Raw genomic sequence first — 14,114 nt, forward strand, 5'->3', positions numbered from 1 at the left:
TGAGTCTGGGTTCCGCGCGCTTCGGTCGGATGAGCCGGTTTTTTGACCGAGGAGTCCGAGAGCCACCGCACCCATGAACCGCACCTCCGTGCAACAGGCTTTCCCATGTTCGCAGCACCAGCGCGAACCGCAAGGCAACAATCATTCGCAGCGGTTTGTCGAAAGTCCAGAGCGAAATCTCGTCACCTACCCCGCAGATGTATTAAACACCACCCGAGATGCGCGGTACAACGAGCCGCGCAGCGGGAGGGGTTAGCAGGCGTGACCCTACACGCGAGGCCGTGCGAAAAACAACTTTGGTATCTGAGAAGCTTACGCCACTTATTTATCGCACGTCCCTTGCCGCTGGCGAAGCACAGTCAGACGGATCAAGGCTTTCTTGATGGTGACGAAAGTCAATCGGAGATTCCTTGTGAGTAGCAGGCTTTTGGCCTCCCGACTTTCTGTTACAGTTGCTACTCGGTCCAGAGAGGATCCTGGCTGATCTAGCGGCCGTATCCATATTCGCCGTCGTTCCACGAGGTTTGATCAATGAAGACCACGGGTCTTGCTGTGTTGCTTGTTGCTTCCAATCTTGCGTTGACTTACTGCACGACTGGGGCTGAGCGGCCCAATCTGCTTTGGATTACTGCGGAAGACATGAGCCCCGTGCTTGGGTGCAATGGTGACCTGTACGCGGACACCCCTCATTTGGACCAACTCGCAAGTGAAAGCACGCATTTCACGAACGCGTTTTCCAGTTCACCCGTCTGTTCGCCATCACGCTCGACCTTGATCACAGGTGTCTACTCCACTTCGCTCGGCACTCAAGATTTGCGTAGTGATTTTCCGTTACCAGCGTTCGTTCATGCGTGGCCGGCTCTGCTTCGTAAGGCAGGGTATTTCACCACCAACAATAGCAAGACCGACTACAACACGATCGATGAAGAACGGCTGATCGCAGAAGGTTGGGACGAGAACGGCGCCGAGGCACATTGGAGAAATCGAAAGGGGAAGGTGCCATTCTTTTCCGTTTTCAATGATATGTCGACACATCAATCGCGAACGGGTGTTTGGCCTCGCGAGAGGTTTGAAAAAACGATTCAAAGCCAGCTTTCTTCCCCCCGAATTCACGATCCGGACAAGGCCCCTGTTCCCGCATACTACCCTGACACTCCAGCAGTCCGTCGCGGTATCGCTCGGTTCTATGACTGTGTCAGCGTGATGGATTTGAATGTCGGCAAGCTAGTTGCACAGTTGAAGGAAGATGGACTGTACGACAACACGATCATCTTCTTCTATTCCGACCACGGGTCCGGAATGCCGCGAGGCAAGCGGTGCTTGTACGACTCGGGCATGCACGTTCCGCTGCTGATTCGGTTTCCGAAGAAGTATCAGCACCTCGCGCCGACAAAACCGGGCGAACAAACCGATCGGCTTGTAAGTTTTGTCGACTTCCCCGCGACCGTGCTGAGCCTGCTTGAAATCGATGTTCCCGAATACAGTCAGGGCGAAGCATTCTTAGGCTCTCGGCAAATGAAGCCTCGTCGGTACGTTTTCGGAGCTCGGGATCGTGTGGATGAATGCTACGACCGATCACGCTCGGTTCGTGATAAACAATATCTGTACATTCGCAATTATCGTCCTGATCTGTCTTGGAGTCAGCCGAGTACTTACAGCGATTTCAGTGAAGTCCAGCAGACGATTGCAAAACTGGCTTTGGAAGGCAAGCTCAACGAGGTTCAACTTGGCTATGCCGGCCCCACTCGATTGCCAGAGGAATTGTACGATGTCAAGAAGGATCCACAAAACTTGAAGAATCTTGTTGGTGACGCGAATTTCAAACCGGTTGTTGAGCGAATGCGCATCGAGTTGAGAAGTTGGATTCGGCAGACTCGCGACGTAGGTTTCATTCCTCCCGAGGAAGCAAGAATTGCTTTGCAACAGCATCCCTCCTTGTTCGAATGGACCCGAGCGGCGGAAACGTTTCCAAGCAACGATTTGCTCGCTGCAGCCGAGGTGATCGGTCGTGGCTCGGATCGGTTGGAGAAGCAGATCAAATCCTTACGCCATGAGGATCCTTCCGTGCGGCTGATGGCAATTTTCGGACTGCAGGCTCAAACCGAGTTGCCGACAACGTGCATCGAATCGGTTCGCCAAGCCACACTCGACGACAAGGCGATGATCCGAGTGGAATCGGCATCCTTGCTCAAGGATCCAAATTTGCTCGCAAAAGAACTTCAAAGTGAAGATGAGTATCTCGTGCTTCGCGCCAGCCGAGCACTGGAGTTGCTAGGCCCGATGGCTAACAACCAGTTCGCAACGATGCAATCGACTTTGGAAAAATGGAAGGCGCGACCGTCCGGTCCAATCGCACTGTTCATTCGTTTTTCGCTCGAAACAGCACTCAAAAAACAGGGAGAGGAACCCGACGATCCCTTCACTCCTTAAGCTCCAACACCGATTGCGCAGGGATTCTAGTGGACCGTCAGCATTAAATTATTGGGTAGTGGATTTCGCCAAGAATCCGTAACTCAAATGTTCTTAGGGACTTCTGGCGAAGTCCACTACGTCCCAACTCGCCGTTTTAACCTTGACGGTCCAATAGGCTCGTTTTCAGGAGCATTTGAACCCTGGCTGACTTGTTCTACGTCACACGTCCGTGTTGAAAACGCTACGTCGCTTTGATCCGGCTCTTGGTCCGCAGTCGATTTTGTCGAGCGTGATTAGGGAAGTGGTATGCCCAGCATTTCGTGCAAACTGCGGTTCACTTCCCTCATGATTGGATCCTCCGCAGCACCACGCACTCTTTGAGGACTCACAAGAACCGGATCCCCGACCTTAACGGTCGCTGCCATTGGCCGATGAATTCGACTCTCGTCGGTAAGGTCCTCTTCAAACTTCTCCACCGTCTCGAGGAGTCGCTCGTTTGTCGGATTGCCACGAACGTAGTCCGGCGGGTAGTGACTGAATTGCTGTGCCATGTAGACATCTTCAAGCTGGGCCCACCGTCGTTTGCGTTCTTCCTCGGTCACCTCGCCCGCAATCATATCGCGCAGAATCGCAATTCGAAGATTTTTCACCCGAGCAACGGTTGTGGTATCGCTTCGCCCATCGGTCCATTCGTGCTCCAGCGGATCGAGAATTTGATCGATCAATCGTTTCACACGTTCGAAGATCGCCCCCAATTGTGGCTGACCAAAGTGCTCAATTTCCTTCAGCCACAGCAGGGCTTCGCCAATTCGATAGACCCGTTCGATGCGATCGATCTCTCGCCTTGGACGCCAGGACAAGCGATTCTCGATCGCATCCAAAGTTCCGTGCAGTGCGACGTCGATGTCGCCGTGAAAGCGATAGCGAATTGCCACGGGATGGATCACAACTTGACCCGCAGGGCTGCTGGCCGACCGCTTCTTGGCGGCTGCCCTGGCGACAAAGGAAACGCCTTCCATCAATGCCAGAAGCCGATCATTGGTTCGAGTGATGACACCTTCGGGGAAGATCACCAGTGGCCGCTTTGCCTGTTGCAGAATATCGACCCCCGCCTGGAGCGCTTGGCGATCCATCCCTTCGCGGTAAACGCTAAACGCACCGATTCTTCGCAGCAAAAAGCGGCGAACACGTCCCTGCATGAAAAGGTGCCAACTGGCCATGGTAAATGGAGCTACACCGGCGCGTCGACACAGCTCGGTGACAATCCCGGGGTCGCAGGGACGGCAATGATTCGGGGCGAGCAAAATTGAATGTCCAGCCGATAGGGACTGTTTCAACCGATCCAGCCCTTCGCAATGGATCTCCTCGATGCCGTAGTCCCTACGAAGTCGTCGCCGGATGAGTCTCTGCAAGATCCATGGCCAGCATCGACCCTGGTAGGGAGGTACAAACTCATAGGGTTGATCAAAAACGACGGGATGCATGCGAATACCGCTAGCGTATCGGGATTGAAAACTTGCAAGGAACCGAGACGTTCTACCCGATTACACGATTCACGAATGCGCCGCGAGGTCCATCAGACCTAAATGGAGCGATCCTGTGAGGCAAGTTGGGGATCAACGGCTGGTCTGACGAATCGATGTGAAGACGTATTGAAAAGTTGGCCGCGCGCTCGGGGCCCTCCCCCTCGCTGCGCTCGACCCCTCCCGCTCGCGGGAGGGGTGTTTTGACTCCCCCTCTGGGGCAGGTCGAGCGCAGCGAGGGAGAGCGGTGGTGTACCTCGCCCTCTGGGAGAGGTCGAGCGCAGCGAGGGAGAGGGTTTCTTGGCACCCAATTGACTTGCTCCATACAACCTCTTTCGAATCGGTGATACTTTTCATCGGTCTCCAAACCCCCACCGATTCGTCAGGCCAGCCAACGGCTGGGTTCCACTTGGTCGAGAGTCAAAGGGCGTACCGTTCATTCGGCGTCATGGCCCCTTGATGCTCGTGACGACGACGTAATATGCGCCGAGTTCCCCTTCCTCGATTTCAAACACCGGCGCCAGTCGATACGAGCCCTTTTTGAGCTCCGTGACGAAACTCACCTGTTCGGCATCCTTCCCGACGGGTTTACGGTCGAGATCATTTTCGTCGATTCGTAGGACCGCATGAGTGGCACCGATGGCGTTCCCGACGACAGCACGAAAAGCCTCGGTTGCACCCGGCACATTGTCTCCGGCAGCAAGCGAGGCATTGATCGCAGCTCCCGACTCAACCGGCCAGCGGCGAAGCGAGATCTGATACTTACCATCTTGGATCACCTTGACCGCCCAATGGCCTTGGTGGGTGAGTTTTTCGTTGGCCGGATGCTTCCGGTCGGCCAACCGAATGGATCCTTGATGCCATGGGGGATAGACCTTTTGGATCCAATCGTGGGCGGTGAGGCTGACGACGGGGTGTTTGGGGTGGCCGAGGTAGATTTCGGTGGTCTGCGAGAAGCTCGGTTTGAGCTCGGCCCACCACTGTTCATAAAACTCGCGCATCGTCGCCACCACTTCCGGGTGCTCTTTGGCGATATTGTTCTTCTGACCGGGGTCCACCGCGATTTCGTAAAGTTCCTTGCCATTGATGAGCCGATACTTCTGCGACATCACCGACGAACTGCGCCACTTGATCGGATCGCGAACACGCTGAGAATCACTAATCACGAAGCGTTCAGGCCAATCCACTTCCTTGGCCGGGTCAAGCAGGTCGGCAATCGAGACCCCATCAAACTTCACCCCTTCCGGCTTCGTCACGCCGGTCATCTCAAGCAGCGTTGGGACAATATCGACAGCGTGGGTTAGCTCACCGACGTCATGCTGTTTGGTGATTCCGCCAGCAGGCCAATGGAGAAAGAACGGGACACGGTGGCCCCCCTCATAAGGACTTCCCTTGCCGGCCCTCATCCCCGCGTTGTAAACGTTCGCCCCGCTGGCCGTTCCGTTGTCGGTCGTAAAGACGAAAATCGTATCGTCCGCGATTCCCAGTTCTTCGATCAAGCGACGCGTTTTACCAACATTGTCGTCGATCTGGGTGATCATGCCGTAGAAAGCAGCGATGCTTTCAGACTGCCCATCATACATTTTGAAGTAATGGGGTGGGCAATGCAGCGGTTTGTGTGGAGCGTTCGTAGAAATGTAGGCAAAGAAAGGTTTCTGTTGCTCCGCACACTCTCTGATGAAGGCGTTGGCTTGCGAGAAGAAGACGTCCGTGCAAAAACCTTTCGCGGGAACGATCTTTCCGTTGTGGAAATAGGAACCGTCGAAGTAGGCGTTGTCCCAAATGTCGGGAGTCTGGCCAATGCCGCCGCCACCATGCCGATAGACCTCGGTAAAGCCACGGTCCTCGGGCCGATAAGGATAGTTGTCACCGAGATGCCATTTTCCAAACATACCGGTTTCGTAACCAGCATCGGTAAACATTTGCCCGACGGTGACTTCATTCTCTCGCAACATCGAACGGCCCATGATCGTGTGCCAGACTCCGGTGCGGTTTGTCCAGTGACCGGTCAGCAGCGAGCAACGCGTGGGGGAACACGTTGGGGCAACGTGGTAATTGCTCAGTCCAGAGCTTTCCGATGCCAACTGATCAATATTTGGCGTCTTGATAATCGGATTCCCGGTGCAGCCGAGGTCACCATAGCCTTGGTCGTCAGAAATGACGAACACCACGTTGGTGGCCGCCGCGGTGAGGGCACTCGAAATGAGGAGCCCAATCATGAGCAGAGAGATGCGAAGATTTAGAGTCATGAGTTGTCGTCACAGGATGGGGGATGAGAATCCGAGCAAGTTAGCAGGGGGCACAATGAGTTGCGTCGAAACCGAATGGGCATTCTAGTCGATCCTGCGACGCGAAGGGACCACGTTTTTCAGGCTACACCGAAGGTCATCCTAGCTCTTTTTGATGACGGTGTTCGAAGGATACTTGATTGTCGTGCCCCTCGTCGTAGGCTAAATTGACCGGGTTTTAAGCCATAGGCGATCTTCATGGCTGACGTTGGCGTGACGGGTGGAGACAGCATGAGGAACGGTACAAGCATGCGGCACTTCGACGAATCCAAGCAACGCGTATTTGAAACAAGGCACGCCCCTTGGCAACATCAACCCTAAACCGAATCGATCGAAAATGAATGCGAACAGCATCCGATTCCTAACCTTTCTTGCCGTTTTTGTCTGCGTCCGGTACCCGCCGGTGCTGGCGGAGTTTTCTCACCCCGGCATCGCCCACAGCAGTGAAAGCATCGAATTTGTCAAGACAAAGATCAATGCGGGTGAGCAGCCCTGGTCCGCAGCCTGGGAGAAATTGCTAGGCTCTCGCTACGGTTCTCTGGACTGGAAACCTCATCCCTACCCTCACGTCGAACGTGGCCCGTACAACGACCCCAACATTGGATCCTCGGAGTTCAGCGAGGACGCCAAAGCGGCGTACAACCACGCACTCTGCTGGGCACTTTCCGGAGAGGAAGCCCATGCGAACAAAGCTGCGGAAATTATTGATGCGTGGTCGGAAACCCTTGAGTCAATCGAAAATCATGATGCCAAGCTGTTGATCGGCATGAGTGGATACCATTTTTGTATCGCAGCAGAGATTCTAAAGCATTCATGGGATCAATGGCCTCAACCGAAACAGGCCCAGTTTGCTTTGATGCTGCGAGATATCTGGTATCCGGTCATCCAGGACTTCTACCCTTCCGCCAACGGCAATTGGGATGCGTCCATGATGCAGGTCATAATGGCCATGGGCGTTTTCTTGGACGATCAAGGGATGTTCGATCGAGCCAAAACCTATTTCTTAAGCGGTGAAGGCAACGGGGCCATTGGCAACTATTTCAAGGAATCCGGCCAGTGTCAGGAAACCGGTCGTGACCAGGGCCATACGCAAATGGGCCTAGAGTATTTGGCCAACACTTGTGAGACGGCGTGGATACAAGGCGTTGATCTGTATGGAGCGTTGGATAATCGCTTGCTCAAGGGCTTCGAGTACACCGCAAAATACAACCTGGGCTTTGACGTTCCCTATGAGCCGTATGAGAGCTTTGAGGGACGCTATCACTACGACAAGATCTCGAGTGATGACCGGGGCAGACTACGTCCAATGTACGAGAGAGTTCTTAATCACTATCACAACCGCAAAGGCTTGGACGCTCCCTATACGAAACAGGCTGCTCTGAAACTCCGCTCCAACCCGCCGGAGCGACGAGGGCGTCGGGGCCGTCGGTCATCATCGCATCTGGACACGCTGATGTATGCAAATCCGCCGTCCGAGCCTCTCACCTTTCACAAACAGGTCTTAACCGACCAGTACTTTTGTGACGGCATCAACTCCGCTGACTTCAACCGTGATGGAAAGCCCGATATCGTTGCGGGGCCGTACTGGTATGAGGGACCCGAATTCACGATCAAACACGAGTTCTACCCGGCGAAAACGTTTCCCCGAGAACCCTCGCCGAGCGACTCGATGTTCAGTTACACATGGGATTTTAATGGCGACACTTGGCCTGACATTTTGGTGTTGGGACGAGTGCACCTGCATCCGGCGGTCTGGTATGAGAATCCGCAAGGCAAAAATGAGCTGTGGAAACAACATTTTGCGTTCGAACGCGTGCAAGGAGAATCACCGCCTTTCTTGGACGTCGACGGCGATGGCAAGCCCGAAATCGTGGCACTCTGGGAACAACGCTGGGGACTCATCCAGCCGGTCTGGTCCGATCCGCAACAGCCGTGGCGATTCCGGCCAATCACCCTCCCCGGCGATTGGCAACGGTTCCATCACGGCACCGGTATTGGGGATGTAAACGGCGACGGACGATTCGACTTGATTCTCAACGACGGATGGTGGTCGCAACCCGCCGACTCGAATGAGGCCTGGACCGCTCATCCCGTTGTCTTCTCCGAGGACAAAGGGGGCGCCCAAATGTTTGCCTACGACGTCAATGGTGACGGTTTGTCGGATGTCATCACGGCGCTCAATGCGCACGGATGGGGACTGGCGTGGTTCGAGCAAGTCCGCAACAACGGCGAGATCTCGTTCCAAAAGCATCCCTTCATGGGAGACCGAGACGACGAGACAAAGTATGGCGTTTGTTTTTCGCAACCGCACGCGTTAGCCCTTTGCGATCTTGATGGCGACGGCCTACAAGACATGGTGGTTGGCAAACGAATGTGGGCCCATCCACCCCCGAAGGACATTGAACCCAATGCGCCACCCGTCTTGTATTGGTTCCGGTTGCAGCGCGAGAAGACGGGTGAAGCGAAGTTCGTGCCCCATTTCATCGACGACCAATCTGGCGTCGGTGTGCAAGTCACATCGGCAGATGTCACGGGTGACGGACGACCCGACATCCTGACGGTATCGAAGAAAGGCAGCTTTCTGTTCGTCAACCAGCAACCGTAGCGATCTTGATCGCGGACGGTCATCTCGGCTATGGGTTTTCTGTATAGCGTTTTTCAAACCTCAATCCGAGGTCGTTGATCTTGGTCCGCAAGGTGCTGCGGGCGATTCCGAGTATCTCACTCGCTTGAGCTTGGTTGCCGTCGACATGATTGAGCGTCTCGGTCAACAAGATGCGGTCCACTTCGCTGTGCAATTGATGGTACAGGTTCGTTGGATCATGACGAAGTCGATCGCTTACGTGTTGTCGAATATTGGCCAAGTCCAGCTTAGCGGTGACCTCGCCTGAATCACCCATCTCACTTCCACAGATTGCCGTTGGCAGCGAATTGACGGTCAACACTTCGCCAACATTTCGCACCAGCGAGTGCTTGATCGCGCTTTGAAGCTCTCGTACGTTGCCCGGCCAGCGATACTGTTCCAACCGTGCCATCGCCTCTGGTGCAATCGAGCGAATCTGTTTGTCCATGGCACGGCTAAAGAGGTTCACAAAATGCCGCACAAGAACGGGGATGTCATCGGTGCGATCACGCAGCGCAGGCAATTGAATCACAAAGACGCTGAGACGATAGTACAGATCCTCTCGAAAGTCACCATCCTTGACCATTTCCAGCAGGCTGCGGTTGGTCGCGGCAATGATTCGCACGTCGACCTTGATCGTTTCATTGCTGCCGACCCGCTCAAGGCTGCCGTCTTGTAGCAGACGTAGCACTTTGGCTTGTGTTGCCGGGGTCATATCGCCAATCTCATCGAGAAAGATGGTGCCACGGTTCACCTGTTCGAATTTCCCGATCCGGCGTCGATCCGCTCCGGTAAAGGAACCACGTTCGTGTCCGAACAGTTCGCTCTCGAGTAGATTTTCGGGCAACGCTGCGCAGTTGATTGCGAGGAAAGGACGATCGGATCGACGGCTGTGTTGATAAATCGCACGAGCGATCATCTCTTTGCCGGTTCCGCTCTCACCCAGAATCAATGCGTTAACGTCTTGCGGTGCGACTTGCCCGATCGACTTGTAGACTTCCTGCATCGCCGTCGACCGACCGACGATTTGATCTGCACTGACGTCGTCGCCGTCGCTGATTCCAAACGTTGCAGGGGTACGACTCATCAGACTGATTTCGATCGCGCTGTCTACCGTGGCCAACAACTTTTCAAACTCGACCGGTTTGAGCAGATACTCAAACGCCCCCCGCTTCATCGCCTCAATCGCCGTCTCGGTCGTCGAATAGGCCGTGATGATGATCACTGGGATGCGTGCGTCGATCTCGTGAATGATACTGAACGCATCGAGCCCCGACATGTCGGGTAACCGCACATCCAAAATCACCGCATCGGGGCGATGTTCACTGACCGCTCCGATACCCGTTTCGCCAGTTGCTGCGGTAACAATTTGTAAAGACTCCGTTTCCAGGCATTTCTTCAGCGAGTAGAGCACGTTGGGCTCATCGTCCACAATCAATAATTTTGGCACAGCTATTTCCAAGTCGGATTCGATGAAAATTCAGCGGATTGAGTATCCCACATCCGTGAGAGTTGCGTTGTCACGACAGCGGCAAGACAACCGTAAAAACCGTTCCGCCACCTTCGAGATCTTGAGCACTGATTTGCCCGCCATGCTCGTCAACGATTCTTCGACAGATCGCCAGCCCGAGTCCCAACCCGGGATCCTTCGTGCTGAAGAACGGTTCAAACAGACGATCGCGCTGTCCCGCGGGTAGTCCACAGCCATTGTCTGCCACTTTTAAGCACGCAGTACTCGGCTTGTGATTGGCGATTGGCGCTGAGCCGCCATCACGACAAAGCGACTGAACGGTCACCGTGATTTTGCCTTCGTTCGGCACTGCGTCCAAAGCGTTCAGCAGCAGATTCAGCAGGACTTGGCGCAGTTGCATTGCATCGCCTCGCACCGCAACCGACTCATTAGGCAGTTGGGTGTCGATCGTAATTCGACGAGAAACCGCACGGCTTGAAACAAGGTCGACCGTTTGGCGAACAATGGGCGACAGCTCCACAGATCGGATCTCGGCGTCCGAGGGACGAGCGAAATCCAGAAACGATTGCAGAAGACTGTTGACGCGAGTAATCTCTTCGTCAAGTACCGCGATATCGGTAGCATTCAAACTAGCATCCGACGGCGTGCGTCGCGCCGATTGAACCAAGGTCTTCATGCACATCAGCGGGTTCCGCAACTCGTGGGCCAATCCAGCGGCCAATTTGCCCACCGCAGCGAATTGATCGGCACGCACCACCTTTTGTCGCTGTTGGCTCATTCGCCTAGCCACCAGATACCCTGCTTCCAATCCAGCGATTGCGCCGCAAAGCCCCAGCAGCACCATCACCAAAGCCACCTTCTCTGCTAACCGCTGATGCTGCTGATTGCTCTGCTGCAATTCCTGCTCGTTGAACTTAAGGTAGTCGTGAGCGACAACCAATACACCACTCGATAGCGTTTCCTCGGCGAGTGTTTCAACGGCGAGGGGGGTCGTTGTTGCATCGGAATCATCAATCAATTGATTCAGCCTAAGAAAATAGACTTCGAGACCATTTTCGAGTTCCGAAACAAAAGCAGCCTCTTGCTCGGATGCGGAGAGTTGACGGACGCTGGACATCCACTCGTCCGCTTCGGTTTTCGTCTGCACCGCGTGGAGGAGATGTTCTCGATTCTTGGTCAGCAAGTAACGATCGAGTTCATGTCGCATTTCCAGAACCAGCCGCTCGAGTTCTTCCGCGGCGCGAATGCTTGCGACGTTGACATCCAATAGACGTGAGTTTTGTCTTTGAAGCTTGATGACATACCAAGCGCCCGAAAACCCGAAGCATAGCAAGATCAACCCAGTCATCGGCAGGAAGCACCCAACCTTTTCTCGCAGCGTCATCAGATCGGCCTTTTGATAGGGTTGGAGCTCAGTTATTTTTTCCGCGCGAGAGAGAAAGGGACACGTGCAGGGCGTCTGGGGCAAACGCCGTGCCTTCAAATGGTTTGGGCAAGGCAGAAAAGCTGGATTGCCTGTCTGCTTGATGCAACCCAGCAACCGACGCCTGATCGCGACCCGTTTCAGCCGTCATTCGCTCGGCTCTCGGGCCCGCTTCGAAGTAGGTTTGCCGGCGAGATTTGCGCAGCGCGACTGAATTTCGACACTCACCACCGGCGATCATCGCAGAACTCCTTCCTCATCGTCGTAGAAGCCGAGAAAAGTTGCGACGACTTGCTGCCCCGTTCAGGGACACTTTAGCATTTCGCGACGTTTTCTCCCTATTGGAATAACATTTGCTTGCTATGTCAGGGTTAGTGGCTTTCTACCATGCGTCAATCGCCTACGGTAGGTGCGGATCTCGGTTCAGCAATGGCGGTCGCGCCATGACGCTTCACGCAAGGACGTCCCGGAAAACGACGAGGTGTTAGCAGAGCCGCTGCAAACGGACAGGTTGACTCGCAAACCACCCGCGAAAAAGGGAAAGCAGATGAAGACGTGCAATGCGCTTGACAGTCGGCTTCGAGCTCTTGAAGACGAATTTTTTCGTCAAGTCGACATCAAACTTTGCGAACAACTTCGCGAGCAGATCTTGCGGGAGGGAAAGCGCGAGAAGTTGACCAAGTTGGTCAGCATCGAAGATCAGAGCATTCTAGATGAACTGATCGATTACGGCATCAATGACGAAACGGTCGCGGTGCTATTGCTCGTTCCGCTGGTCTTTGTTGCCTGGGCGGACGGACACGTCACCGATGCCGAACGGCAAACGGTGATCGAGATCGTGATGCGTTATTCGCCGGGTGATCGCAAGGCGTACCTGTGCGTGATCGAACAGTGGCTCGATCGAAAGCCTAGTGAAAAACTGTGGGATGCCTGGAAGGCCTATGTCCAAGCGGTTCGAAAGCGTTCCTCGGGAACGGTTGCCGCAATCCTGAGCGAGAAACTGCTTGAACACGCCGGACGCGTTGCAAAAGCCTCGACAAGCTACTTGAACCTCAAACGCATCGCAATCGAAAAGCAGCAGGCGCTGGCACGGCTACGTGAAGCGCTGGATGATTGAATCGTTCCGCTGGCCGCCTCCACACACATACACACACACGCGGGAAGCTTAGCTAGACAGCGCCACTTTGTGATCGGCAAGGCGCTAGCCGCCGGTATTTCATGGTCCCAACCGGCGGTTAGCGCCTTGCCGCTCCGTCCGAAATTGATTCGGAAAGAATACGGTAAATCGCCCACAAAGTGGCGAGGTTTTAGTTAGGCTGGTTCACGGTCGCCGTGATCCCCGATCCGATTCCTTTCCCTCCAGGAGATTTCTTAGGTGAAACGTTTCAAAAGCATCCTCGTTACCACCGACACGCGTCTCGAAAGCCATCCCATTGTTGATGAAGCGGCCGAGGTGGCGCTACGTAACGATGCCTCGCTGAAAATCGTCGATGTCGTTCCACCGCTGCCTTGGATCGCAAGAATTACCATGGAGGATCCCGGTCATATCGCTCAGTTGATGGTTCACGAGAAGGCGGAGGAGTTGGAGGCATTGGCAAAACCGATTCGCGAGCGTGGCGTTCAGGTCGAGACAAAAGTGCTTTCCGGTACAACATCGGTAGAAATCATTCGAGAAGTTTTACGCGGTCAACATGATTTAGTGCTTCGTGTTGCAAAAGCAAAGTCGAGCCGCAGTACCGGATTTTTTGGAAGTACAGGGATTGAGCTACTTCGAAAATGCCCCTGTGCGGTGTGGCTGGTCTGCTCCACAACCTCCGCACAGTTCAAACATGTTTTGGTGTGCGTTGATACTTGCTGTGATGCCGAAGTGAACCGAAAGCTGGATCAAAAGGTTTTCGAAATTTCGAGTGACATCAGTCGCACACATCGTGCGGACCTTTCTGTGGTACATGCTTGGTCGATCGACGGAGAGCAGTTTTTACGGAAACGAATGTCATTGGCCGAATTGGTCGAGATCGAGCGAAAACGTCGTAGCGATGCAAAATGGCGACTGGACGAATTCTTAGCCAAGTGCGACGCGAGTGTTGAGAAGAGCCAAGTCCATCTGGTCAAGGGCGAAGCTTGCGATGTGATCCCGATGACAGCGACCGAGTGCAATGCGGATTTGGTCGTCATGGGAATGGTCGTTCGTTCGGGGCCCGCTGGATGGATCATGGGGAATGTAACGGAACAGGTGCTCGCCTCGCTTGAATGTTCCGTCTTGGCCCTCAAACCCGATGGTTTTGTTTCGCCAATCACCATCAAGGATAAAGAAACCGCATCGGTCTAAGGTTTTGGGAAGTACTCGACGTTTTTGGCGCTGTTGAGATCGCTT

Annotated in this window: 8 protein-coding genes; 4 read left to right on the plus strand and 4 right to left on the minus strand. The window is 54.4% G+C overall.

What is annotated here, in order from left to right:
- Nucleotides 1–531 precede the first annotated feature (531 nt).
- On the plus strand, nucleotides 532–2,430 hold the full coding sequence (locus Poly41_RS25615; protein ID WP_146530228.1) for a sulfatase family protein: 1,899 nt from the start codon (nucleotides 532–534) through the stop codon (nucleotides 2,428–2,430).
- A gap of 275 nt (nucleotides 2,431–2,705) precedes the next feature.
- Here the strand turns inward: Poly41_RS25615 and Poly41_RS25620 are convergent, their stop codons facing one another.
- Both Poly41_RS25620 and Poly41_RS25625 read right to left on the minus strand, forming a co-directional pair.
- Nucleotides 2,706–3,896, minus strand: a complete 1,191-nt coding sequence (locus tag Poly41_RS25620) for a 1-acyl-sn-glycerol-3-phosphate acyltransferase (protein WP_146530229.1) — start codon at nucleotides 3,894–3,896, stop codon at nucleotides 2,706–2,708.
- Nucleotides 3,897–4,381: 485 nt separating this feature from the next.
- Nucleotides 4,382–6,184 (minus strand): arylsulfatase, encoded by a 1,803-nt coding sequence (locus tag Poly41_RS25625; protein ID WP_146530230.1) that lies wholly within the window; start codon nucleotides 6,182–6,184, stop codon nucleotides 4,382–4,384.
- A gap of 376 nt (nucleotides 6,185–6,560) precedes the next feature.
- Here Poly41_RS25625 and Poly41_RS25630 point away from each other — a divergent pair, with 376 nt between their 5' ends.
- Nucleotides 6,561–8,828, plus strand: coding sequence for an FG-GAP-like repeat-containing protein (locus tag Poly41_RS25630; protein ID WP_146530231.1), 2,268 nt, complete (start codon nucleotides 6,561–6,563; stop codon nucleotides 8,826–8,828).
- A gap of 28 nt (nucleotides 8,829–8,856) precedes the next feature.
- Here Poly41_RS25630 and Poly41_RS25635 read toward each other — a convergent pair whose 3' ends face one another.
- Both Poly41_RS25635 and Poly41_RS25640 read right to left on the minus strand, forming a co-directional pair.
- On the minus strand, nucleotides 8,857–10,296 hold the full coding sequence (locus Poly41_RS25635) for a sigma-54-dependent transcriptional regulator (protein ID WP_231615933.1): 1,440 nt from the start codon (nucleotides 10,294–10,296) through the stop codon (nucleotides 8,857–8,859).
- A 70-nt stretch (nucleotides 10,297–10,366) separates the two neighbouring features.
- Complete coding sequence (locus Poly41_RS25640; protein WP_146530233.1) at nucleotides 10,367–11,701, minus strand: ATP-binding protein; 1,335 nt, start codon at nucleotides 11,699–11,701, stop codon at nucleotides 10,367–10,369.
- A gap of 586 nt (nucleotides 11,702–12,287) precedes the next feature.
- On the opposite strand from Poly41_RS25640, the gene Poly41_RS25645 reads away from it, so the two are divergent.
- A complete protein-coding gene (locus tag Poly41_RS25645) occupies nucleotides 12,288–12,857 on the plus strand; it encodes a hypothetical protein (protein ID WP_146530234.1) in 570 nt (189 codons plus the stop codon).
- A 258-nt stretch (nucleotides 12,858–13,115) separates the two neighbouring features.
- On the plus strand, nucleotides 13,116–14,069 hold the full coding sequence (locus Poly41_RS25650; RefSeq protein ID WP_146530235.1) for a universal stress protein: 954 nt from the start codon (nucleotides 13,116–13,118) through the stop codon (nucleotides 14,067–14,069).
- Nucleotides 14,070–14,114 lie beyond the last annotated feature (45 nt).

Origin of the sequence: Novipirellula artificiosorum (genome assembly GCF_007860135.1) — a bacterium.
In the GTDB taxonomy this organism is placed as follows: domain Bacteria; phylum Planctomycetota; class Planctomycetia; order Pirellulales; family Pirellulaceae; genus Novipirellula_A; species Novipirellula_A artificiosorum.